We start from the raw sequence: 25,240 nt of genomic DNA, 5'->3' as shown, positions 1-25,240 counted from the left end.
GATTTTTTACTCAATTATATTAAGCTAAATTTTAGCTAAAATGGAAAAACTGACAGAAAATAGAACCATTGAATTACTGATGCCTCATTTGATTCAACAAGGGTATCAAATAGAGAGTTATTGTTTAGGCCAAACAAGAGGGTGTGATATTGTGGCGAACAGAAAAGAAGAAAAATTACTTATTGAAGTTAAAGGTGCAAAAGCACATATAGATTCACCAACGAAGCGACGAGATTATTTCAACTCTGGACAAATTAAGACTCATTTAGGTAAAGCAATTATTAAATGCTTAGAAACTAAAGCTGCGTTTCCAAATGCGAAAATTGCCATTGCACACCCCGAAGATGAACAAATAAGAAAAGCAATAGCCAGTATTATTCCTGAACTGAATAAGATAGGGATACAGCATTATTGGGTTAATGCTAATGGAACGGTTACTCTTGAAAAATAATTCATTTTGAATACAACAACGAATTCTAAGCTATCTACGTTATTTCATTTCTTGAATGAAAATAGAGCTTATAATAAAAAGGTCCAATCAAATTCTTATAATCTATTTTTAACTCCGTTCGATTCGCTCGAAGACAAATTGTATTCAGTTCTTTACCACGTAGCGAATACCCAAAGTCAGCCTAAAATTGATGTACTCTCGTGCTTTTTTCAAAAAGTATATTCAAATAAATCTCACCTTCAAAGTTTTAAGGCATTCATCAGATTTTTAACAGATACGGATAACTGTGACTATAATTATGAATCACTGTACTATGGTATGTTGAGGCAAACTGGTTGGGGAAATAAAACTTCTGCATTGTTTACCAAAACCATTTATCATTTACATAATGGAAACTATGGATTTAAAAGTTCAATATGGGAGGATGCACCGAAAGTTATAGAAACAAATGAAAAATTTTTCTTGCCTGTAGATGCTGTAATTGAAGCAATTTTTCATCGTATTGATCCGTCCAGAAAATGGAATTTCCATAAAGTAAATAGACTTTTACAGGAAAATTATTCCTCTGAAGAAATGGAAGTTTGGGATGACCTTTGGTTCTGGGGATTTATAAATCAACGTGGTTCAGGTCTGACTAGGGAATTTATTTGGAACGAGCCCAAATATTGGGCACTTATTGAAACAGTAAAAGATGAAGTATCAATTCATAAAATAAAAGATGTATCAACGAGGTTTCTGAAAATCCTTGATAATAGTTAATCTAAAACCGTTCAGCACATTTCCCTCCATTTCACAAAAAGCTCCATTCCAGGCAAAGACCTTCCTTGAGAAATCTTGGACACCCTTCAGGATTCAATTTGAATACTAAAATCCCTTATTTGAATACTTTTAACTTTTAGGCCTTCAATAAGTTTGTGTGTATAAAAAAACAATATATATGAGCACACAAAAAGTTTGGTTTATTACAGGAGCGTCCAAAGGTATGGGCCTAGAAATCACAAAAGCGGTTTTAAACAACGGAGGTAAAGTAATAGCAACTTCCAGAAATACGGAAACGCTTTTAGAAAAAATCGCGGATTACAAGGGCAATCTACTTCCCGTAAAGTTGGACATCACCAAAGAACATGACGTTGAAGAAGCTATTTCCAAGGGTATAGAAAAATTTGGTCAAATAGATGTCGTGGTCAATAATGCAGGATATAACCTGTTGGGGAATATTGAGGAACTAAGTGATACCGAGTTTAGGGAAACAATGAACGTAAATGTCTTTGCACTGGCCAATATCATCAGGAAAATCTTGCCGCATTTACGCAGGCAAAAATCAGGGCATATCATTAACACTTCGTCAATGATGGGCTATATGGGGTATGCGGGTAATGGAAGTTATAATGCATCCAAATTTGCTGTTATAGGACTATCGGAAGCTCTTGCCCAAGAAGTTGCTCCTTTTGGTATAAAAGTGACGATTCTTGCACCGGGAACATTTCGTACAAATTTTATGAGCGAGGACAGTCTCAATGTGGCGAAAAATAAAATTGACGCATATAATTTAGATGAACAGGTTGAACAGTTTACGGGCTTTGATGGCAAACAATTGGGCGATCCGAAAAAATTAGCGGAAGTATTACTTAAAATTACCGAAATGTCAAATCCACCCTTACATCTTCCTTTAGGTTCCGACAGCTACAACGCTATTTTACAGGTACGCAAAAATGAGGAAGAAGAAATGGAAAAATGGAAAGAACTATCTTTATCTACTGATTTTAAATAATTATAAATTGAAAAAAGCTGCTCCATATAGAATCGGGTCCATTTCTGAACTCCACCGTTTATTCGGTTTGCCAAAGCCAGACCATCCACTGGTAAGTGTTATCAATTTTGAACTTTTGAAATTTGGAGATAGCGAAATCTGGAAAAATTTTTATTATGATTTTTATTGCGTTGCCTGTAAAAAAGGTTCTTCGGGTAAGTTCAAATACGGGCAACGTGATTATGATTTTGAAGAGGGGATTATGAGTTTTACCAAACCTGGACAGATTTTTTCCGTTACAGATGTTACAGATGATCCTGTATCGGGATACATGCTAATATTTAAACCTGATCTTATTCGCCATTATGGATTAGGAAAAGTCATTGGAAACTATGGCTTTTTTTCATATTCCAGAGCTGAAGCCCTACATCTTTCGGAAAAAGAGGACGAAATAATTATGTCTCTTCTTCAGCAAATGCAGGACGAACTAAAAAACAATATAGATGGTTATAGCCAAGGTCTTGTTGTTTCACATATTGAACTACTTCTTAACTATGCGGATCGTTTTCATAATAGGCAATTTCTTACTCGAAGCGCGGTAAATAACGATCTGCTCACCGAAATTGAAAGCCTGCTGACCCACTACTTAAATAGCGAATCGGCACTTTCAGGCTTACCAACAGTTCAATTTTTATCGGAAAAGCTTAATGTGTCTCCTCATTATCTGAGTGATATGTTACGAGGCCTTACTGGTCAAAATGCCCAGACCTATATTCAGAAATTTGTAATCGATAAAGCCAAAGACCTTCTTTCAACGACCAATTTAAGCGTGAAGGAAATAGCTTATGATTTAGGTTTCGAGCATCCACAATCCTTTAGTACGATGTTCAAAAAGAAAACCCAAAAAACCCCATTGCAATATAGGGCGTCATTCAATTAAACAATTTCGCTAACAATGCAAAAAAATAATCCAATTACATAACTTAATCGGCACATTACTCTTCATTTCGGAAAAAGCTAACCCCAGATAAAGAACTTAACTAAAAAGTTCCGGGTACAACTATCAAGTTTCCAGTTTCCATTGCTTTAATTCCACAAATGGTTTGAAACACTTTATTCCCATTCAACATATCTAAAGTTAAGTCGCTCATATGATGCTTTATAGATAATCAGTTCTCATAATCCGTTCAGCCCATTGCCTTTCATTTCGCGAAAAGCTCCATTCCAGACAAAGAGCTTCCCTAAAAAAAGTCTTGGACACCATCCCCAATTTCTCCTTTCCATTCCGTTAACCCTTCCCGATACTCTGGGAAGGAACACTCCATTCCCAATCCGAAATCGTGAATGGAGTCCGCTCCATTGGAATTCCATATAATCATTTGGTACCGCTTCCTATGTATTGGTACTTCACAAAAGCCTTTAGACCTACTCCCGCACCCTCACTGTCCCTCCCTTTTTTTGACAGCAAAATACCAACATTTGGAAGTTGAACGGACTGCATAACCGGTCGTGCCTCCCTTTTATAATTCCTTATCAATTCCAAATATTGAAACTGTATCAGCAACAAAAAAAGGTAACAGCGAGGGCGCTATGGGAAGTAAATCTAAAATGAAGCTTATGAAATCGTACAAAAACATCAAAAAGGAAGCGGCACCAAAAAAACAAAAAAAGGAAAACGCTCCAGATATAATAAGTAAATCACTTCAAAAAAATAGAAACGCAAACTGTCTGAATGGTTCAGATAGCATTTTAATTAATCTTTAAATATTTTATTATGAGTACTTTAAAAAATCACGTTCAGTTAATCGGAAACGTTGGTCAAGAACCAACCATTACCAACCTTGAAAACGGTAAGAAAGTTGCCCGTTTTTCAATCGCCACAAATGAACACTACAAAAACAACAAGGGCGAAAAAGTACAGTCCACTGACTGGCACACCGTCGTAGCTTGGGGCAAAACAGCCGAAATTATCGAAAACTATGTAGGCAAGGGAAAGGAAATAGCCCTTACGGGAAAATTGAGAACCCGCACCTATACCACCGATGACGGAAACCAACGCTATGTAACCGAAGTGGAAGCAAAGGAAGTGCTTTTACTTGGCAATAAAAGCGATAAGTAATCCTTAAAATTTAAGAGGGCGTTCCCTTGGAAAGTAGCGCCCTCTTATTCATCATTCACAAATAATTGAAAAACAATGAAAAGCAAAGTTAATGAAATAGCCATAAGTTATAGCGGAACTGTAAAAGCAAATTTACTGCCCAAGATAACAAGTTCCGAAAGTGCCGCAGAATTAGCCTTCAGCCAATGGAACAAAGAAACGATTGAACTGAACGAGACCTTTAAGATAATGTTGCTCAACAACGCCAATAGGGTCAAGGGGATTTACGAAGCCTCTAACGGTGGAATTACAGGAACTCTAGTGGATGTCCGCATCCTGTTTGCCGTACTCTTAAAGAGCTTGACCACGGCAGTTATTTTGCTGCACAACCATCCGAGCGGTACCTTAAAACCGAGTGAAGCGGACAAGAGCCTGACCGATAAAATCAAAAAGGCCGGGGAGCTTTTTGATATAAAAGTTTTGGACCATTTGATACTTACCCCTGATGGCGACTATTACAGTTTTGCGGATAACGGAATCCTTTAAACTGAAAGCTATGGTTTATCTAAATTTTACAGACTTGAGCGAAGAGGCTCAAAACCGACTTTTGGAGGATTCCAAAAAAGACGTGGAACGAAAATTTGGGGAGGACATCCGCAGATACGTAAGAAAAAATCACACCAGTTTTGAAAAGATGATAGCCGAAGAAGCATTACGCAATTTGTATTCCTATACGTTTGTATTCAACATCTGATTTTATAAACTGCATAGTAAAGCACCTCTAAATTCTTGGAGGTGTTTTTCTGTTTCACCGATTTCAATTCAATAAAAATCACTATCTTTATTTCGCTGAAATTCAGCATTCAATTTACGTAGGGTTATCCATTTTTTACTTTCGCCGATAACCGTACCCATCGAAAAATTACATAACAGGAAATTATTTCCCTGAAACTGGCAATTGGCTTTGAGCCAAATTGTACGGAGTTTTGTCCCGCTGGGCGGGACGAAAAGGAGTAGCAAGAGGGTAACACGCGATGCGATGTTTAGCACTCCTTTTAATTTTCAAATAACTGATATTCAGTAATTTGAAAAATAGTAAAATTCCCGACCCCCTACAATTTGCGACAAATGCCCTGTGAACGCCCATTTTTAGGGAAGGATTTGCGACAAATCGGCGAATTATGGACTCATTTATCGGCATCAGGTTCAAAAAGAAAACGGCAAAACGTTTTCAGGAATTTTCAAGGACACACTTCAAATCACACACCGAAGCATTGGAAACAATGCTCGACTTTTTCTTCTATAACGAGATTTCCCCAAAGGAAAAATTGGGTCCTACTGGTAGGACTATCGAAGCATCAATCAAGAAACGTATCAATGCGGCCATTGCCATAATGCGGGATATGGAAAAGAGCCAGACCAAACCCACCGTAGCAATGTTGGAATTACTTTTCCAAACCGAAGAACCCAAAAAGAAGCCCTTGATCTTGGAAAAGAAAATGGTCGAAGAAAAACCTAATGTAAGATTTCAGGAAAAGCAAAACTATACTAACGAACCCTAATCTTTGAACTATGTATATCACGATTACACCTCAAAAACTGGGAGGGAATTATTCACAAAGTTCAGGCGATTTTGTCGGTTATCTGGAGAAAGAAAACCAAGGTCTGGAACAGGAAGAAATGGAACACTTTTTCAACCAGTATGAAGATAAGATTTCCTCGGAAGAAGTGGTGAAGGATATCGATGGCAACGGTGCCAAACTCAAAAAGACCGAAGCCAAATTCTATTCCATTACGGTGAGCCCTTCCAAATACGAACTGAGCCGATTACAGAACAGTAGTGAAGATTTAAAAAGATACACCCGTGAACTGATGAAGGATTATGTGGCATCATTTAATCGTGAAATCAACGGAAGACCCATTACCATCGATGATATAAAATATTACGCAAAAATCGAATACCAACGCACCTTTAAGGGGACGGATTGGCAGATAAAGGAGAATCAGCCTTATGCCACCAAAATATTGCAGCTCAAAACAGAAATCAGGAATATTGAAGAAGGGCGGGCTGAAGGCAATAGCAAACTATTGCAGAAGAAAATTGACCGATTGGAAAAGGAAGCCCCGCACCAACAGGAAGGGAAGCGGATTGTCCAAGGGATGCCAAAGGCAGGAGACCAAAGCCATATCCATATCATCGTAAGCCGGAAGGATGCCTCCAACACCTTCAGTCTTTCCCCGGGGAGCAAGCATAAGGCATCGGAAGTGGAGATGCACGGTAAGACCATAAAACGGGGCTTTGACCGTGACCAGTTTTTTGAACGTGCGGAAAAGACCTTTGACAGGACTTTTGGCTATCAAAGAAACTTCGCCGAGACCTACAAAGCTCGAAAGGATTTTGTCAAGAATCCCAAAATCTATTTTGCATCGCTGATGAAACTGCCCACCAATGAAAAGGCAATCGCATTTAAAATGATGAAGGAAAGTGGTGTTCCCATGCTGCCCAGTATTCCGGTTTCACAGGCGCAACTGGCAATGAAGGTATTCAACCGACTGCGCCGTGGCGTGGAAGTGGCCATTAAATCAAGTTCCATAGGTATTTAATCCGAACGTATGCAAATAGACAATCTCTTTACCGCTCTTTTAACCATAGGTCTGGCCAGTGCTATATTTTATGGATCGTATCAGGTCTCCAAATATGCATTTATTGCAAACGGCTTTTTGTTGTTTGCCCTGGCTTATTTTTTACAACCTTGGAACAATTTGGTTTTAGTTTTGTTGAATGTGGTCTGTCCGCTTTTGTTGATCAATACGGCATTGTATGTTTTCTTGCATAAAAAGGAGGTGCCAAAAAATGGCGACTATAGGTATCAAATCAATTTTGCTACTACCAAGGGAAACTTCAAACTGGACAATATCAAACGTGGCGCATCCATCATAGGTTCTGCGGGAAGTGGAAAGACCGAAAGTGTAGTGTATGGATTCCTGAAACATTTCCGGAAAGAAGGCTTTTGTGGCATCATCCTCGATTACAAGGATTTTGAACTAACGGAAATGGCGTATCCACTTTTTAAGGACGGAGATATTCCATTCAAGGTGATTTCCTTTGATAAAATTATCCATCGGGTCAATCCCATTGCTCCAAGGTATTTGGAGAACGAGGAAAGCGTAAATGAGGTTTCCCGGGTGTTAATCGAGAACCTTTTAGAGCAACGGGAATCTGGAACGACTGGCACGACCAAATTTTTCAATGATGCTGCAGAAGGTTTGATTGGTGGATTGATTTGGAAACTGAAAACGACCTATCCACAATTCTGTACCCTTCCTCATTTGATTGCCATTTATCAATATCTGGACACCGACAGCCTGATACAGTTTTTGGAAACCAATACCACCTCAAGGGCTATGGCAGATGCCTTTATAAGTGGTAAGGATTCGGAACGCCAAACCGCTGGTGTAAAAAGTACCTTGGCCAATGCATTAAAACGCATCAGTACACAACGGATTTTTATGGCGTTGTCCGCAGATGAAGTACCGCTCAATATCAATAGCGAAGAAAATCCTTGTGTGATTTCAATCGTGAACAATCCAAAATTTGAAACATCCTATTCGCCTGTTATTGCTACTATTGTCCATACCATTACCAAACAAATGAGTGTGCGGAATTCCAAACCTTCCTTCCTGTTAATGGAAGAGGCGCCTACCATTCGATTATTGAATATGCACCGTATTCCGGCAACGTTACGAAGCTATAATATTTCTACGGTCTATGTGATGCAGGACAAGATCCAGAACGATATGATGTACGGCGATAAGGCAAGCAAGGCGATATTGAGCAATCTTTCCTATCAGTTTTTTGGTAAGGTCAACGACCCGGACACTGCAAAATACTATGAACGCTTTTTTGAGATTATAAAAGATCCTACTAAAAGTATCAGTCGTGGGCATAATCTCGATTTTGATACGCGAATTACTACCGGTGAAAAGGAAATTCCCAAGATAAGGGCGGATGTTTTCTTTCGGTTGAAACAGGGCGAGTTCATTACCTATGCAGATGGAATGGATAATAAAGTGCAGTTTAAGTTGCAAAGAATAAAAAGGGAGCTTCCTCTAGAACCCAAGCAGTTTTCTCAGGCTGATTTAGCGTCAAATTTTGAGCGGGTTTATGAGGAGGCGAGGTCGATATTTAAATAGAACAATTAGCCCTTTGCCACCACACCTGAACATAATATTTACACTTTATACACCATTTTTTGAGATAAATAAAAAATCTTGACTATTTTAGTGGACTAAATTACGTTTGAAATCAGCGGAGCTATTCAATGAGATTTTTAAGGAAAAAATAAAGACCGAATTAAATGAACCGAATTAAGGAAGTGTTGGAACAGAAAGGAATTAAGCAGACTTGGTTAGCTGAAAAACTTGGGAAAAGCTACAATATGGTAAACGCTTATGCCCAAAACCGACAGCAACCACGCTTGGAAACCTTGATGGAAATAGCGGAAATTTTGGACATTGACGTGAAAGAATTGATAATATCAAATAAAGAACAGAAATAGTATGCCAACACTCAATTGGATAGGAAAAGAAAAAGTGGTGAGCCACCACCAAGATGTGCCATACAGAGTTTTGGAACGCAAATACGGATTTACAGCAGAAAAGGGCGAACAAAACGAACCGACCAACAGCGGAAATAAAATCATACACGGAGACAACCTTGAAGCCTTAAAAAGTTTACTACCTGAATATGAAGGAAAAATAAAGTGCATTTACATTGACCCACCTTATAATACAGGAAATGAAAGTTGGGTGTACAATGACAACGTGAACCACCCCAAAATAAAAAAATGGTTGGGCGAAGTGGTAGGTAAAGATGGCGAAGACCTCACCCGACACGACAAATGGCTGTGTATGATGTATCCACGCTTAAAATTGCTTCATAAATTGTTGGCAGATGATGGAGCTATTTTTATTTCGATTGATGAAAATGAGATATCCAATCTTAAATTAATGATGGATGAAATTTTTGGAGTTGGCAATTTCATAGAACAATTAGTTTGGAATAAAAGGGTTCCAAAAAATGATAAGTTTATTGGAAACATTCACGAGTATGTACTGCTTTTCGTTAAGAATAAATCCCGAGAGCATAAATTTATCCAAAGAAAAGAAGGTATTCCAGAAATAAACGAGCTTCTCAATCAATTAAAAAGAAAAAAAACTTCTATTCCGAAAGCTGAAATTGAAATCAAAAATTTATACAAAAAGAATGCTTACGACCGAGGAATAACTTTGTATAATTCACTTGATGAGAACTATAAACTTTGGGGTAAAATCAATGTAAGTTGGCCAAATGGTCAAACATATGGTCCTCGTTATGATGTTCTGCATCCAAAAACAAAACAACCTTGCAAAGTCCCAGATAGAGGTTGGCGTTGGACGAAAGAAACTTTTGATTCAATGTTGGATTATGATAATGTAAAGGAATTACATAATGGAAGTTTCATATGTGGTAAAATTTGGTTTGCAAAGGATGAAAACACTCAACCGAGTTCAATAAAATACTTGGATGAAGTTTCGGATTTTCTTTTAAGGTCAATAATTAGTACCAAGAGTGTAGGTGGTGTTTCATTGAAAGAATTAACAGAAAAAAGTTTCGACTATCCCAAACCCGTAAGTCTTATAGAGACATTACTTAATTCTATTGATACTTCCGAAGGCATCATCCTCGACTCTTTTGCAGGTTCAGGCACAACTGCTCACGCAGTTTTAAACCTAAATAAACATGACGGTGGTAATCGCAAGTTCATTTTGGTAGAAATGGAAGATTACGCCAATAATATTACTGCAGAAAGAGTAAAACGTGTAACCAAAGGATATGGTTCAGGGGCAAAAGCAGTAGCAGGAACAGGCGGAGCATTTGACTTTTACGAACTCGGTTTACCATTATTTGATGAAAATCAAAACCTAAATGAGAAAGTTGGCTTGGCGAAAATCAGAGAGTACATTTGGTTTTCAGAAACCCGAACTTCTTTTACTGAACCAAACAAAGAACCTTATTTTTTAGGAAAAAAAGACGAATCAGCGTACTACTTCATTTACGAAAAAGACCGCTTAACCACCTTAGATTATGATGCTTTGGAACTCATAAAAACCAAAGGCGAGCAATTTGTTATTTATGCAGATAACTGCTTGTTGCCAAAAGAATTTATGTCAAAAAATAACATCATTTTCAAAAAAATACCTAGAGACATTACAAGATTTTAGATTATGGAATTAAAAAGCTATCAACAAAAAGTAATAGAAAATCTTGAAGAATATTTGGAATATGTTCAAGAGCATAAAAATGTATCTACTGCATTCAATCAATATTGGGAAGATAAAATTGGACCATATAATCCTTTGGATAATACAGGAATGCAACCTTACAAAAATAACATTCCAAAATCAGCACATGTTTGTATAAAAGTACCAACTGCTGGCGGAAAAACCTTTATTGCTGTAAATGCTTTGCATTCCATTTTTTCAGCTTATGACACGAGCAAAACTAAAGCAGTAATCTGGTTAGTTCCTTGGAGTAATTTATTGCAACAAACCGTAAGCGCTTTGTCAAATCCCGAACATCCTTATCGTCAAAAATTAAATGCACTTTTTAATCATAAAGTTGAGATTTACCAAAAAGAAGATTTGCTACAAGGTTCAAATTTTAACCCAACAGTTGTAAAAGAACAATTGAGCATTTTTGTGTTGAGTTTTGCCAGTTTAAGAGCAAAAAACAAAGAAGACAGAAAAGTATATCAAGAAAACGGACAGTTGGAGTCTTTCGTTCCACAATATGCAAACAGAAATCACCTTCTAACAGATGTTGACGATACAGCGTTAATCAACGTAATTAGAAGTTTACATCCTGTTTTAGTAGTTGACGAAAGCCATAATGCAGAAAGTGATTTGAGCGTAGATATGCTAAAAAACTTAAATCCTTCATTCATTTTAGATTTAACAGCAACACCAAAAGACAATAGTAATATTGTGAGTTTAGTTCCTGCAATAGAATTAAAAAAGGAACATATGGTTAAACTTCCTGTTATCGTTTACAGCAATCACGATAAAACAGAAGTCATTAACAATGCTTTGCATCTACAACGGAAATTGGAAAATTTAGCCAAAAAGCAAGAAGAAGATGGCGGAAAATACATTAGACCAATTGTATTGTTTCAAGCTCAACCAAAAACTAAAGATGATAATACAACTTTTGAAAAATTAAAAGAACAACTATTAGGTTTAGGCATTCCGGAAAATCAAATAAAGATAAAAACTGCCAACATTGACGAACTTAAAGGTATAGCAAATTTACAAAGTAAGGATTGCGAAGTTCGTTACATCATTACGATCAACGCTTTGAAAGAAGGTTGGGATTGTCCTTTTGCATATATTTTAGCCTCATTGGCTGACAGATCAAGTGCAGTAGATGTTGAGCAAATTTTAGGTCGTGTGTTACGTCAACCTTATGTTCAAAAGCATAAAGCATTTCAATTAAATCTTTCTTATGTTTTAACAGCTTCGGCAAAATTCAATGAAACTCTACAAAGCATCGTTGAAGGATTAAAAGCCTCTGGATTTAGTGGAAATGAACACAGAGTTTCAGATAATATGACAGAAGAAGAAAAACAAACAGAAGTTGTAAATCCTGTTGAGTCCTTTCTGTTTCCAGAACAACAAAAAGAAGCGGAAGAAGAAACAATTGATAAAAAGCGAATTTCTTTTGACCCAAATGCAAAAGAAGATGACATTGAAGATACTTCTGTAATTGTGGAAATAGAAACAATGGCAGAAGAACAAAACAAAGAATTAGAACAGCAAATACAGGAACAAGAAAAACAACCTGTTGACTCAACTATTTTTCAAGAAATGGGAGATAAAGTAAAACGCTATCGAGTAAAAGAAGCAAACAAAGAAATTATTGAAAAAATAGATTTTCCTCAATTTTTTCTAAAAGTAACAGCGAGTGACATCTTTGGAACAGATGAAGAATTGTTAAACCGAGAATCTTTATTAAAAGACTTTAAACTTTCAGATGAAGATATAAAAATAGACTTTGACCAAATCTCATCTGATTTATACAAAGTTGATTTGACAGAAACAGTGAAGGATAATTACACACCTGATTGGGTAAAGATTGAGGAAAGTCAAGTAAAAGACCCAATTGCGGAATACATTTTGGCCAAACCAAAAGATGCTCAAATAAGTGATATTACGCACCAAATAATGCAAATTATTGGAAATATGTATCCAATTCCTGATCAAGAAATAAAAGTCTATGTTGGTAGAATCTTAAAAGGAATGAACGCAGAACAAATGCGAGATATTTTGGTTAGGAAATGGAGTTACACTGATAAAATAAAAGCTAAAATCAGACAACTGTCAGACAGTTATGCAGAAACCCGATTTATGGATTTGATTAAATCAAAACGTATAACTGCAAAAGAAAACTGGAAATTAGGAAAGGAAATTGTTCCTGGAAATATTGGCTCTTCAATTGGAAATTCATTGTATGAAAGAGAGGGAACAATGAATAATTTTGAGCAAAAAGTGATAATGGAAATCGGAACTTCTTCAAATATTGTGTTTTGGCATAGAAATTTAGAAAGAGGAAAAGGGTTTTACATTAACGGATTTAAAGCCAATCATTATCCTGACTTTATTTTGAGAACGAAATCTGGAAAAACAATATTGATTGAAACGAAAGGTGACCATTTGGACGGTTCTGACAGCGAAGGAAAATGCAGACTCGGAAATGAATGGGAAAGACAAGCTGGACACGATTTTTCATATTTTATGGTTTTTGACAAGAAAGAAGTTAAGGGAGCATTTACGTTGGACAAAGCAAAAGAATTAATTAGCGGAATGTAAAAAACAAAAACAATGACGGAAACAAACCGTATAGAATACAAAAGAGAACTGTCCGATGGGCTTGAAAAAGAGGTTATTGCTTTTCTGAACTACCGTGAAGGAGGTATTCTATACATTGGTATTGATAAAGACGGAAACACGTATGGCTTGGCAGATGCAGATGGTGACCAATTGAAAATTAAGGATAGATTGAAGAACAATATCCGTCCTTCTGCATTGGGTTTGTTTGATATTGTGAGCGAGGAAAGAGAAGGCAAGATTATCCTGAAAATCATTGTGGCGAGCGGTCCCGAAAAGCCCTATCATCTTAAAAAATACGGGATGAGCGAAAGGGGTTGTTTTATTCGTTTGGGTTCAGCAGCTGAACCGATGCCACAAAAAATGATTGACGAGCTCTTCGCTAAACGTACCCGAAATTCCATCAGTAAGATTAAAGCGGGTCGGCAGGATTTAAGCTTTAGTCAGTTGAAAATCTATTATGAGGAATCGGGTTATTCCCTTGGTAAAGCATTTGCAAAGAACTTGGAACTACTTACCGAAGATGGTGCTTTCAACTATGCTGGTTATCTTTTGGCAGATAAGAATAATACTTCTATAAAGGTGGCCAAGTATTCCGGCAAAACCCGAACAGATCTTATAGAAAGTAACGAGTACGGACACGAATGCTTGGTCAAGTCCACAAAGCAAGTAATAGATAAAATTGCCGTAGAGAACAGAACCAGTACAAAAATAACAGCAAAAGAAAGGGAGCAAGTTAATCTTTGGCATCCCATCGCCTTACGCGAAGCGATTATTAACTCATTTGTGCATAACGACTACACCAATGAGATTCCCCCAAAGTTTGAAATCTTTGCCGACAGAATTGAAATCACATCTGCAGGTGGTCTGCCAGAAGGATTGAGCAAACAAGAATTTTTTGAGGGCTTTTCAGTACCACGAAACAAGGAACTGATGCGTATTTTCAAGGACTTAGAACTCGTAGAGCAATTGGGTTCTGGCATCCCTCGTATTTTGGAACATTACGGGAAAGAGAGTTTTAGTTTTTCAGATAATTTCTTAAGGATGACTTTTATTGCCAAAGAAGTTGCTGATGAATCTACTTTTAAGGCAGATGATAAAGAAGGTGGTGTAATAGGTGGTGCAACAGGTGGTGTAACAGGTGGTGCAATAGATGCAGCTGACACTCTAACTAATAGACAAAAAGAAGTTCTTAAACTTATTGCAGGTAATACTTCTATTACCTATACTGCAATAGCGGAAGCTTTAAGCATCAATGAATCTGCTGTTGGTAAACATATCACAGCTATTAAAAATAAAGGATTTTTAAAGCGGCAAGGTGGTACGCAGGGTTATTGGGAAATTAATTTCAAAGAAAATAAATAAGGCTAATGACAGAATTTAAAATATCGACAATTGCCACACCAGCAAAACTGATGCAACTCTATAATAAAATAATTGAGCAACACCTAGTTGATACTACATTGATTTTGCCTGGACATTTGACTAAGTACAGATTCGGTTTACTTTCAGATATTTTAAAGCTTGTATTTTATCTAAATAGCAAAAGCAATATAAAGTTTGTCAAAATAGATGTAGAAGAAAGTGAGTTGGATAAGTTTTATGATCAAGAGTATAGTTATCCAATTATATCTTTGTTATGGAATATTTCCAGCTTTATCGATAAAAATGGAATAGATATAAAGGAAAAGCTAAGGGTAAAACAAAATGAGTTTTTTCTTAGAATGAACTCGCTTTCCAAATTTAAAGGGAACAAGTATATTTTAGTAAATACAGATCACCTTCCCAAAAATAAAGGTTTAATAAAGCTATTAGAGGGGCCTGAGGGGTTTAACGATGATGAGGATAAGATAGTAAAAAAAGTAAAAAAAATTCTAAAGGATTATATCCTCACATTCAATAGAAAAAACTTAAATGAGATAGACCCTATTATTGAAGATATAGGTGCCATTATATTTGAACTTGTGAAAAATACATGGGAATGGGGAAGAACCGATACTAATAATGTCGATTTATCTCCAAGCATAAGGGGTGCTTATATAAGGTTTCATATCGGTAAAGATGAAAAGATTGAAAAAGAGTTCAAGGATACTCCATTAGAGCAATTTTTTACTCATCCTAAGCTACTTCAACAATCAACAAATGACAATCAACAAATCTATTATCTAGAAATTCTAGTTTTCGATTCTGGTATTGGGTTCGTAGAAAAGTTTGGGAAAGAAGATCGAGTTAGCGATATCGATATTATAAAAAAATGTCTTATCAAAAATCAAACTTCCTCAAAAACCAATATGAAGACGAAAAAGGGTAAAGGGCTTGACAGGATTTTAAATATTCTAGATGATAAAGGGTTTTTAAGGATAACCACAGATAGATACTGCCTATATCGAGACCTTATAAAAAATAAATACGAACCTGTAGACAAAAACAATTTAGACAATCTGGTATTGCAAAATTGGAACAATAATCTTCTCGACGGTCAGAATACCATCAAGTCACAAGGGTCATTTATAAGTATTTTATACCCTTTTAAAAGTTAAATAATGGGAAAATACTATATATACAACGCAAAAATTGAAGATGACAACTTTAAGAATGTTACAGTAATATTTAACCCTGACACCAATTTTAATTTTAGTACGCTCAAAAATGAATTGACTAATTATTTTAAATTTCATCATCAAACAGCAGCATTGGTATTTGTACATTGTAAGAAGGAAGAAAACATAAAAGGTTTAGTACTTGAGAATATTGATACCATTTTCAAAAGCATACCCAAAGTGGAGGAAACTTCCTTACGTAAAAATATCTTTTTCGTTCCCTATGACGGGAAATCATTTAATTTCAAAAAGAAACGTTTTTTAGAGAAAAACAAAAAGGAAATTCTAAATCAAGGTTTAGCAGAAATCTTTATTGGCAATGGAGGTCTAATAGAAAGTAATGGGATATCTCACCATTTTGTTTTTCCATCTGGCAAGCACTCCACTAAATTTTTGAGAACCGCAAATGTTTTAGTGCATAAATCTGAGATAGATTTTATCGCTATAAATACACTTCATCTTTTCCAAAATATAGAGTTTGAAAATATCTATTGTGATACGTTATCTATAAATGTTGTAGCATACTCAATTACCAAATTTGTAAAAAGATTTCACGCTGATAAAGAAATCAATATTGAATCCTTTAAATCCTATGATGGACTTTATAACAAACAATCAATTTTCTATGACAATGCAATATTTCTCATCTCCGCATCTACATCAGGAGGTTTAATCAACTATTTACAGAGTACTCACCCAGAAATTCGATCTGAAGAAATTTGTACTCTGTTCTATTTGCCAATAGACAAAAATTCTAAAGTGGCTTTAGAACGTGTGTTATGTAATTTGGAAAGAAATAAGAAACTAAATTATGGTATAGATCTATACCATCAATCAAGAAGAAATGAGGAGTGTGTTTACTGTAAAAATCATTCTACTCCTATCAGCATTCAAGGGGACTCATTTAGTTTGGATGAGCCAATAATAAATACAAGAAATATTTCGGCCTCAAAATATATTACTAAATCAATAAAAGATTTTGTAGAAATATTTAAATACAATGGGGAAACAGAAAGAACATCCTTAAAGGTTTCATATAGTGAAGAATCGGCAGCTAGAAAAAAATATAATTTGTATATAGATTATGAGAATGTCATCGATGACATTGGAAAGAGTCATTTCGAAAGCCATAAAAAAAAGTTAGATGCCTATATAATGCAATATGTTCCAGCTTCGCTAAAATATATTGTGCATCTTAATGACAAAGGATCATTTAAGCTATCTGAATATATTCGAAACCGCATTAAACCTGATACTCGAGATGAGATTTTAATTTTTAATCAGTCGGAATTGACAGAATCGTTAATTGAGGAGAATGAGGTTGGTTCAATTTTAATCGTTGGATCTTGTATTTCAAATGGAAAAAACCTTCTTTACCTCAGTCGCTTTTTCAGAAACTATGAGAGCTTAAGGTTAATATATTTCATTGGCATCAATAGAATAAGTGACTCGTCTAAATATAGTGAGTTGAAGACAAATGTGAAATATGGTCTTTATGGTAAAGAAAATAGTTCCTTTGTTGAGATAGAAGCTATTCAATGTGATAATTCAAGCTCTGACACACCTTGGGAAAAAGAGATTGAGCATTTGCAATGGATTCAACAAGATTCAGGCGTACCGCCAAAATTTATTGAAGAGAGACTGAAGATAATAAGTGAATTTGCAAATATTCAAACAAGAGGAGGAAGTGAATCCATATTCTATACTGATATAAACAAACAACCACTTAAAATTAGAAAAAATTCTGCTTTCTTCAATGATAATAATTATCATGAAAATGTTACTCAATCCGATGTCTATTTCACTATATCTTGTGTATTAAATAATATGCGAAACAATAAAGAAGACGGTCTATATCAAACTAGTTTCGTGAAGAATATTTTGGATCCTTTTATTTTCAACAGATTTAATGATGGAATCATTCAGGCGTCAATACTCAGGGCCGCAAGGGAAGAAGAACTTAACTACTCTTATAGTCAGCAACACTCTAACGATATGCTAACTTTGATAAAAACCTTTATCAAACATATAAATGAGTATCAGGGAGAAGCAATTATAGAGTTTTTATATGCTCTTTCTATTCGTAAACTAAAGTTAGTTAAAAGTCATTACGCGGAAATTATTAATGAACTTGAGGGCCACGAAGATGAAAGAATCAATATTTTTAAAAAATCTATTAAAAGAGTTTACGATGAACTCTACCCCAAAAGTTATTATAATTAAAAGGGTGCCTGTTCTAAGACATTTTTCTGTCTGTAATTTTATACACCCCGTCCTGCAATACTTTTAATTTTAAGTTTTCCTTTTTCCTTTCATTCAGCTCCAAAACAGCCCTGCTTTCATTGGACAATGAAAATACTGGATAATAACCCGTAAACTTATAGGGACTTGATATCAAAAATTAATACTTCAGGATGGATTTATCCTTTTCGATTTTTAATTCAATTAAAACTAGCCCTAAACTCCATCGGACTTACCCCACTTTTACTTTTAAACAATCGGCTAAAACTTTGTGGATATTCAAAACCCAATTGGTAGGCTATTTCATTAACTGTCAATTCGGAAATTGAGAGCATTTCTTTTGCCTTTTCCACAAGTTTATTGTGTATATGGTGCTGTGCACTTAGACCGGTAAGCGTTCTTAACATATCACTTAAATAACTGGGGGAAATATTTAATTTTTCAGATAGCAATTGCACGGTTGGAATTCCTTCCTTCAATGGTGTGGAGTCATTAAAATAGTTGTCTAAAATTTCTTCTATTTTTTGTAATAAATCGTTGTTTACGACCTTACGAGTTATGAATTGTCGTTTGTAGAAACGGTTACAGTAATTTAATAATAGTTCAAGTTGCGCTATCATGACATCCTGACTAAAATCATCAATCCTACTTTTTAATTCGTCGTCGATGATTTCAAAAATGGATAAGATTGTTTTTCTTTCATTATCTGATAAATGCAGTGCCTCATTAGTGGCATAGGAAAAGAAACCGTATTCCTTAATCTTCTTTGCCAATGGATAGGTTAAAAGGAAATCGGGGTGGACCAGTAATAAACGACCACTTGCATGATTGCCACTGGGACTTTCAAATACTTGGTTTGGCGAGGTAAGCACCAAGCCACCTTCTCCAAAATCATAATAGCTTTGTCCGTATTTTGCTTGCCCACACATCCCCGTTTTATAGGAAATCTTATAGAAGTTCATTGCCATAGATTTCGGAAAATCATAGGGTAGAGTTTCTAAGTCCGTTATATCTACAAAACTAATCAGCGGGTGCATAGGTTTTGGTAATCCAAACACCCGATGAAAGTCCGTTAATGATTCAAATTTATAAAGTGTATTCTCTTCCTTTTTCATTCTCAAATTTACAAAATTCAAAAGCAATATTTTTACCAAGGGCATTCGCCAGTTTCCGGATTGTGTTCTTCGCTGATAAACTTTCCTGTGGGTCCATCCGCGCCAATCATTGCATATTTGGCAATTCGGGTACCTGCTTCTTGAACGGTTCCCGTTCCACGATGGCCATTGAAGTCCGTTGCCACAAATCCCGGACATACCGCATTTACTTTAAATGGCGTATCCCTTAATTCGTATGCCAAATTGATAGTGTACATATTGAGAGCGGCTTTTGATGCCGGATAAACAGCCGCTTTGTGTGAATAGTATTTCCAAGTAGGATCGCAATGTAAAGTTAGCGAACAGCCACTCGATGACACATTTACTATTCGTGGTTGCGGCGATTTTCGCAACATATCAATGAATGCCTGTGTAACCCTTGCCACACCATATACATTGGTTTCGAATACTTGTCTGAACTGGTCAATGCTTGCCTCTAAAGCAGCTTGGGGCCAACCGCCATTGATACCTGCATTGTTGATGAGCACATCCAGGACTTCCGTTTTTTTACCAATTTCGATTCTTGCCGATTTTACTGAATCGTCATTGGTAACATCCAATTGTACGACTTCAACATTCGTTAGTCCTTCGGCTTTCAGTTTTTCGACAGCTGCTGTTCCGTTTTCCAGATTGCGACTGCCCAAGAAAATGTAATATCCTTTTTGTAATAGTTGTCGTGCGGTTTCATAGCCAATACTTTTGTTGGCTCCTGTTATTAATGCTTTCTTCATTTTTCGTTCTTTTATTTGTTATATGCCAGTGCAAATTCTTTGGCAAAATCAGTGAATTTCACCTTACCATAAGTAGGCTTGTTTTCATAAAAATCTTCGTATAGCTTTCCGTTTCGCTGACTGGCCTGCATTTCTACCATACCTTCTGCAATTTTTGTATTTACGCCCATGCCCAACATGCCTTCGAGCATCTGTTCATCTGGAATCATTATCCATTGTAAGTCTGGTTTTCCGATAGCCTCACCTATAATTTTTGCAATTTCATTTGGCGAAACATCATCACTGGCTATATAGCGTACTTTTCTTCCTTCAAAAGGAGATTCCATTTCTTCCACAATGGCAGCAGCTATATCCAATGGTGAAACCAATGGTTCCTTTACGTCGCCACCGTGATTGGAAATGAAAGCAGCTTTGTCTTTGATCGTTTGAACAGACCTGTATAGATTGGTATAAAAACCTACAGGTCGCATAAACTTGATAGCAACATCATCAGGCAGTTGTTTCAAAATGTTTTCTACATCGTGATGGGCAGTAAGCGTGCCATAACCTGTTTTGCTGTGAGCTCCTACACTGCTCAGATGGACAATATTTTTCACACCTGACACTTCTACGGCTTGTTTGTAATTGTTGCCAATACGATGAAATCCTGCAACAAAATCCACATCCTTATCAAAGATGCTACCGATACCTTCCCAAGCTTCCATGAGGTAAACCACATCTGCTCCTTTGAAAGTGTTTATAAGAAATTCGGCATCTTGGATAGAACCAATGGCAGCTTTAGCCCCGATGTCTTCGATGGCTCGTTGTCTTTCGTCCTTGCTGCTGATGACGGTAACGTTATGACCTTTTTGGACCAATTCTGTAGCGAGTGGCTTGCTGATGTTCCCTAAGGAACCTGTAACTACTATATTCATACTTATATTTTATTTTTATGATGCAAATATCATTAAGCGGATACAAGAGGATATAACCTAAATGAGGGATTTTATAACAGGAATGGGGATAATGAAAAAAGCCATGAAATACTCATGGCTTTTTCAGCAAATGACGAGAGTAGTATATTAATTAATTACAATACTATGAACTCCTTTCTCCAATGCCGTATCCTGTATAACGGGAATGTGAAGTCCTTCAGCTCTAACCACTGTAAGGTCGGTCATACCCAAAAAGCCTAAGAATGATTTTAGGTAAGGTGCTACAAAATCATTCGATTTGCCTTGTTCATCGGTATAGATACCTCCGGAACTCATGGCTACATATACTTTTTTTCCTGTGATGAATCCAATTGGAATACCAGCTTCATTATAGCCAAATGTAATTCCACGACGTGTTATATGGTCTATCCATGCTTTAAGGGAAGAATGAATGGTTAGGTTGATAAGTGGTGCACCTATTACTAGTATATCACTTTCAAATAATTGTTTCAACAATGTATCCGACAATTGAAGTGCTTGCCTTACTTCATCGGTTTGATGCTCTTCTGGGGTAAACATTGCCTGTAAAGTTTCTGGTGTTAAGTGCGGGATATTGCTTTCCACTAAATCCAATTGTTCAACCGTACTATTAGGGTATTTCACTTTTATTTTTTCAACGATAGCATTTCCTAATTTTCTGCTATACGATTTATCTCCCATGATACTGGAGTTGATTTGTAAGATGCGTTTTGAATCCATTTTGTATTTTTTTAAACTTTGAAAACACAAAACTAGCCGGAATAGCTATGCAAAAGATAGTAGTTACCCAAAGGAAAGCGCTTTCCTTTAGGAAAGTTTTTATCTTTACCGGTATGAAAATTCATGAAGAAAAAACACTTCCTACTAAAGAAGAATGTTCAGGGTCACTTAAAAATGTATTCGATGCAATGTTTGTTTTGAATGGCAAATGGAAATTGCCATTGGTGCTTTGTTTAATGCATTCCTCAAAGCGGTTTAATGAACTTCAAAAGGAAGTCAAAGGAATATCTCCCAAGGTATTGGCCAACGAACTGAAGGATTTGGAGTTGAATTTTCTAATTAAACGGAACGTATATCCAACCACCCCGGTAAGTATTATTTATGAAGCTACCGAGTATAGTCATTCACTTAAAAATGTTTTGGAGGAATTAAGTTCTTGGGGCGAAAATCATAGGAACAAAGTAAAAGGGAAAACTATTTAGATTTTTAAATTTTAAAGGCTTTTCTATAAAATTTATCCTACTGAGTTTACTTTTTGTTTAAACTCACTTGCCCATTCTCTCATGTGATCCAAAACTGGTTTTAAAGTAAGTCCGTCATCTGTTAAACTATATTCAACGGTAATAGGGACGGTATTGAAGGTTTGCCGGTTTACAATACCAATAGCTTCAAGGTCCTTTAGTTCCTTGATCAGCATCTTCGGTGAAATGCCGACCACATCGCGTTCCAGCTCTTTAAATCTTTTTTTGCCAATGTATAAGCTTGTCAGGATGTGAAGTTTCCATTTACCACCTAAAACTTTTAGAATAAAATGTAAATCCGATAAGTCAAACTCACAATTTTCATCATTTTTCATTTATTATATTTTATTAAAGCATTGGTTTATAGTTAAAGTAACCTTTAGTATATTAATATACTAAATGGTAACTACTTGCAAAAGTATAGTGTTAGGATTAATTTTGCAACTGAATTCTAAAATATTAAGAATGAAACAAAATGGAAATACGGTACTTATAACAGGAGGTGGTACCGGAATTGGTCTGGCCATGGCCGAAATTTTTTTAAATAAAGGAAACGAAGTAATCATCTGTGGAAGGACAAAGGCCACCCTTGATAAAGCCCAAGAAAAAGTTCCCTTGTTACATACCATTGTCGCGGATGTTTCATCCAAAGAAGGGAGGAAAGCCTTGAAGACAGAAATTGCGAATCATTTTCCTAAACTAAATGTTCTGGTCAATAATGCAGGAATTTATAGTATTACAGATATTATGGACCCCAAATATATCCCTATTTTGGAATCTCAACTAACGACAAATTTAGTGGCACCAATGGCCTTGATCCAGGAATTAATGCCTGTTTTAGAGAAAAATGTTGACGCTATTATTGTAAATGTTACCACGGGCTATGTCTTTATACCATCGGCACAATCATCGGCCTATAGTGCAAGTAAAACAGCACTAAGAGCTATAACACAAGGCTTAAGGTTCAACCTTCAAAAAAAATCGATCCGTGTAGTAGAGATAATTCCTCCTGCGGTTGATACGCAAATGAACAAAGGAAAAAATATATCCTTAATGACTTCTGAACTTTTCGCTCAAAAGGCGTTTAAAGGTCTGGTGAATGGTCAAGATGAAATAGTAATAGGAATGTCAAAGTTGGGTAAACTGCTGTCTCGAATAGCTCCAAAGTTTAGTTTCAAAAAGATGAATACCGATGAAGAAAAACAGCGAATGGAAATGGACCTAGCAGCAATTGACTTATAATTAAAAGTGTAACTAAATCTTTTTTCTAATATCGCTTTACAACGTCCATAAAGAAATTGAAATAACGTCAATAAGTATAGCGGCTTCATCAATCCGAATAAGAATTATAGAAGATTCGTATTCTAAAGGTCCAGCTCTAGTGTAAAGCCCTTGTTTTTTAAACTTTTTAATGCTGTTCCCTTAACTGTGATTAGGATATTTTAAGAGTTGGTTTTTTGAATTTGTTTATCTCCCCATTCTTTTAGGTAACTGATAAATGGAATCAACTCCTTACCGACCTCTGTCAAGGAATATTCCACTTTGGGCGGTACTTGGTGATATACTTTTCGGTCGACTAAATTGTCGTTTTCCAATTCCCGAAGTGTTTGAGTCAGCATTTTGGTGGTAATATCTGGCACTGTCCTGCCCAATTCTCCGTATCGTAGGATTTTATGTTCGTGCAAATACCATAAGATCCTACCCTTATACTTTCCACCGATACGTTTAAATGCATAATCAACAGAGCAAGTAGGAACATCTGGACATTCTTTTTCTTTTTTCTTCACTTTTATTAGGTTTTAATTATCTAAAAATCAGTAATACATACTTTTTGGTATGTAGCATACAAATAAGTACATACTTGTCAAAAGTAAACATTGCATCTAACTTTGCCAATTCATTGCAAATAATAGTAGAGCTCAATAGAGTTCATTAACGATTTAAAATCTTATCCAAATGGAGATAATAGAAAAAAGTAAAAAGACAAGCATAATGAAGGCAATACGCCAGCACGAGTTCGGTGGTCCTTCAGTGCTGCAATATGAAGATGCACCGGTACCCGAAGTGAAACTAGGTGAGGTACTCGTAAAAGTCCACGCCATAGGAATGAATCCCCCTGACTGGTATCTTCGTGACGGATACAAGTCCCTTCCCAAGGAATGGCAACCGGAAGGATCTTTCCCCATTATTTTGGGGACGGATATTTCAGGCATAGTAGAGAGGGTCGCTGATGATGTCAAGGATTTTTCCATTGGAGACGAAGTATATGGTATGGTTCGTTTTCCCGAGGGTGTTTTTGGGGAAAGCAAGGCCTATGCAGAATATGTAAGCGTTCCTGCATCGCAAATCGCTCTTAAACCAGAACGAATTGATCATATACATGCAGCTGCTGCTCCAATGTCATTACTTACCGCTTGGCAGTTTATGATTGATTTAGGGCACAATGTTCAGAATCCGCTCCAACCTAATAAGCATGAACCCGTAGCACTTGAAGGTAAAACCGTCCTGGTGAACGGCGCTGGAGGTGGCGTGGGACACTTTGCAGTTCAAATAGCGAAATGGAAAGGAGCAAGAGTAATTGCCGTAGCATCCGGAAAGCAGGAAGCATTTTTACGCGATCTTGGTGCCGACGAATTCATTGACTACACAAAAACCCATGCGCATGAGATAATTTCTGGTGTTGACCTCGTTATTGATTCGGTTGGCGGTCCTACAACAGGTCGTTTCTTGCATACGCTTAAACCAGGAGGTGCATTGTTCCCGATTTTTCCATTGGGCTTTGATGGTACGGATGAGGCTAAGAAACTAGGTGTTATAGTTTCGGCAACTCAAGTGCGCTCAAATGGAGCTCAACTCGCAGAGGTCGCTCGTTTACTAAATGATGGAACACTCCAAATAGCCATCGACAGCATTTTTTCGCTTGCTGATGCACAAAAGGCACACCAAAGAGCGGCCCTTGGCCATATTCAGGGCAAGATTGTGCTCAAAGTTATCTAATTCAATTAAGGCTATTTCAAAAGTTGCGATAGCCTTAATTAAATATTTTAGATTAAAAATAAGGTTACACTCCTGTATTTATAAAATAATGCTGGAAAA

At 36.4% G+C, this 25,240-nt stretch carries 25 protein-coding genes; 19 read left to right on the top strand and 6 right to left on the bottom strand.

What is annotated here, in order from left to right; genetic code table 11:
- The first annotated feature begins 40 nt into the window (after positions 1-40).
- The 16 genes from JM83_RS08460 (at position 41) to JM83_RS08385 (ending at position 18,047) form a co-directional block, all read left to right on the top strand.
- On the top strand, positions 41-451 hold the full coding sequence (locus JM83_RS08460; protein ID WP_144961157.1) for a hypothetical protein: 411 nt from the start codon (positions 41-43) through the stop codon (positions 449-451).
- A 6-nt stretch (positions 452-457) separates the two neighbouring features.
- Positions 458-1,210, top strand: coding sequence for a hypothetical protein (locus tag JM83_RS08455; protein ID WP_144961156.1), 753 nt, complete (start codon positions 458-460; stop codon positions 1,208-1,210).
- 178 nt (positions 1,211-1,388) lie between these two features.
- Positions 1,389-2,222, top strand: a complete 834-nt coding sequence (locus JM83_RS08450) for an SDR family oxidoreductase (RefSeq protein WP_144961154.1) — start codon at positions 1,389-1,391, stop codon at positions 2,220-2,222.
- Positions 2,164-3,141, top strand: coding sequence for an AraC family transcriptional regulator (locus JM83_RS08445; protein WP_315897843.1), 978 nt, complete (start codon positions 2,164-2,166; stop codon positions 3,139-3,141). Before JM83_RS08450 ends, JM83_RS08445 begins: the two co-directional genes overlap by 59 nt.
- Positions 3,142-3,975: 834 nt before the next feature.
- A complete protein-coding gene (locus JM83_RS08440; protein ID WP_144961150.1) occupies positions 3,976-4,320 on the top strand; it encodes a single-stranded DNA-binding protein in 345 nt (114 codons plus the stop codon).
- Positions 4,321-4,395: 75 nt separating this feature from the next.
- Entirely contained in the window at positions 4,396-4,845 is a 450-nt protein-coding gene (locus tag JM83_RS08435; protein ID WP_144961149.1) for a RadC family protein, read from the top strand.
- Between the two features lie 10 nt (positions 4,846-4,855).
- Positions 4,856-5,053: a hypothetical protein gene (locus JM83_RS08430; RefSeq protein ID WP_144961147.1), complete on the top strand. Its 198-nt coding sequence runs from the start codon at positions 4,856-4,858 to the stop codon at positions 5,051-5,053.
- Between the two features lie 427 nt (positions 5,054-5,480).
- A complete protein-coding gene (locus JM83_RS08425) occupies positions 5,481-5,861 on the top strand; it encodes a BfmA/BtgA family mobilization protein (RefSeq protein ID WP_144961145.1) in 381 nt (126 codons plus the stop codon).
- 10 nt (positions 5,862-5,871) lie between these two features.
- Complete coding sequence (mobB, locus tag JM83_RS08420; RefSeq protein ID WP_144961143.1) at positions 5,872-6,903, top strand: MobB family relaxase; 1,032 nt, start codon at positions 5,872-5,874, stop codon at positions 6,901-6,903.
- Between the two features lie 9 nt (positions 6,904-6,912).
- A complete protein-coding gene (locus JM83_RS08415; protein WP_144961141.1) occupies positions 6,913-8,493 on the top strand; it encodes a type IV secretory system conjugative DNA transfer family protein in 1,581 nt (526 codons plus the stop codon).
- A 164-nt stretch (positions 8,494-8,657) separates the two neighbouring features.
- Positions 8,658-8,858, top strand: a complete 201-nt coding sequence (locus tag JM83_RS08410; RefSeq protein ID WP_144961139.1) for a helix-turn-helix domain-containing protein — start codon at positions 8,658-8,660, stop codon at positions 8,856-8,858.
- Position 8,859: 1 nt separating this feature from the next.
- Positions 8,860-10,563: a site-specific DNA-methyltransferase gene (locus JM83_RS08405; protein ID WP_144961137.1), complete on the top strand. Its 1,704-nt coding sequence runs from the start codon at positions 8,860-8,862 to the stop codon at positions 10,561-10,563.
- 3 nt (positions 10,564-10,566) lie between these two features.
- Complete coding sequence (locus JM83_RS08400; protein WP_144961135.1) at positions 10,567-13,206, top strand: DEAD/DEAH box helicase; 2,640 nt, start codon at positions 10,567-10,569, stop codon at positions 13,204-13,206.
- 12 nt (positions 13,207-13,218) lie between these two features.
- Positions 13,219-14,589, top strand: a complete 1,371-nt coding sequence (locus JM83_RS08395; protein WP_144961133.1) for an RNA-binding domain-containing protein — start codon at positions 13,219-13,221, stop codon at positions 14,587-14,589.
- 5 nt (positions 14,590-14,594) lie between these two features.
- On the top strand, positions 14,595-15,764 hold the full coding sequence (locus JM83_RS08390; RefSeq protein WP_144961131.1) for a hypothetical protein: 1,170 nt from the start codon (positions 14,595-14,597) through the stop codon (positions 15,762-15,764).
- Between the two features lie 3 nt (positions 15,765-15,767).
- A complete protein-coding gene (locus JM83_RS08385) occupies positions 15,768-18,047 on the top strand; it encodes a hypothetical protein (RefSeq protein WP_144961129.1) in 2,280 nt (759 codons plus the stop codon).
- A gap of 218 nt (positions 18,048-18,265) precedes the next feature.
- Here the strand turns inward: JM83_RS08385 and JM83_RS08380 are convergent, their stop codons facing one another.
- From JM83_RS08380 to JM83_RS08365, 4 genes are all read right to left on the bottom strand, one after another.
- Positions 18,266-19,180 carry a helix-turn-helix domain-containing protein gene (locus tag JM83_RS08380; protein ID WP_144961127.1) on the bottom strand — a complete coding sequence of 305 codons (915 nt, stop codon included), beginning with the start codon at positions 19,178-19,180 and terminating at the stop codon, positions 18,266-18,268.
- A gap of 32 nt (positions 19,181-19,212) precedes the next feature.
- Complete coding sequence (locus tag JM83_RS08375) at positions 19,213-19,950, bottom strand: SDR family oxidoreductase (RefSeq protein ID WP_144961125.1); 738 nt, start codon at positions 19,948-19,950, stop codon at positions 19,213-19,215.
- Positions 19,951-19,961: 11 nt separating this feature from the next.
- A complete protein-coding gene (locus JM83_RS08370) occupies positions 19,962-20,864 on the bottom strand; it encodes an NmrA family NAD(P)-binding protein (protein ID WP_144961123.1) in 903 nt (300 codons plus the stop codon).
- A 147-nt stretch (positions 20,865-21,011) separates the two neighbouring features.
- Positions 21,012-21,623 (bottom strand): FMN-dependent NADH-azoreductase, encoded by a 612-nt coding sequence (locus JM83_RS08365; RefSeq protein ID WP_144961121.1) that lies wholly within the window; start codon positions 21,621-21,623, stop codon positions 21,012-21,014.
- Between the two features lie 47 nt (positions 21,624-21,670).
- On the opposite strand from JM83_RS08365, the gene JM83_RS08360 reads away from it, so the two are divergent.
- Positions 21,671-22,105 (top strand): winged helix-turn-helix transcriptional regulator, encoded by a 435-nt coding sequence (locus tag JM83_RS08360; protein ID WP_261376403.1) that lies wholly within the window; start codon positions 21,671-21,673, stop codon positions 22,103-22,105.
- A 32-nt stretch (positions 22,106-22,137) separates the two neighbouring features.
- On the opposite strand, the gene JM83_RS08355 is transcribed toward JM83_RS08360, so the two are convergent.
- Positions 22,138-22,479: a winged helix-turn-helix transcriptional regulator gene (locus JM83_RS08355; protein WP_144961119.1), complete on the bottom strand. Its 342-nt coding sequence runs from the start codon at positions 22,477-22,479 to the stop codon at positions 22,138-22,140.
- 130 nt (positions 22,480-22,609) lie between these two features.
- On the opposite strand from JM83_RS08355, the gene JM83_RS08350 reads away from it, so the two are divergent.
- A complete protein-coding gene (locus JM83_RS08350) occupies positions 22,610-23,386 on the top strand; it encodes an SDR family NAD(P)-dependent oxidoreductase (RefSeq protein WP_186434971.1) in 777 nt (258 codons plus the stop codon).
- Between the two features lie 200 nt (positions 23,387-23,586).
- On the opposite strand, the gene JM83_RS08345 is transcribed toward JM83_RS08350, so the two are convergent.
- Positions 23,587-23,931 (bottom strand): winged helix-turn-helix transcriptional regulator, encoded by a 345-nt coding sequence (locus JM83_RS08345; RefSeq protein ID WP_144961115.1) that lies wholly within the window; start codon positions 23,929-23,931, stop codon positions 23,587-23,589.
- A 169-nt stretch (positions 23,932-24,100) separates the two neighbouring features.
- Between JM83_RS08345 and JM83_RS08340 the strand changes: the two genes are divergently transcribed.
- On the top strand, positions 24,101-25,141 hold the full coding sequence (locus JM83_RS08340) for an NADP-dependent oxidoreductase (RefSeq protein ID WP_144961113.1): 1,041 nt from the start codon (positions 24,101-24,103) through the stop codon (positions 25,139-25,141).
- The last annotated feature ends 99 nt before the right edge of the window (positions 25,142-25,240 follow it).

The sequence above is a fragment of the Gillisia sp. Hel_I_86 genome (genome assembly GCF_007827275.1).
Lineage (GTDB): Bacteria > Bacteroidota > Bacteroidia > Flavobacteriales > Flavobacteriaceae > Gillisia.
The sequence above is the reverse complement of the archived record's forward strand: the minus strand, read 5'-3'. Positions and strand labels throughout refer to the sequence as shown.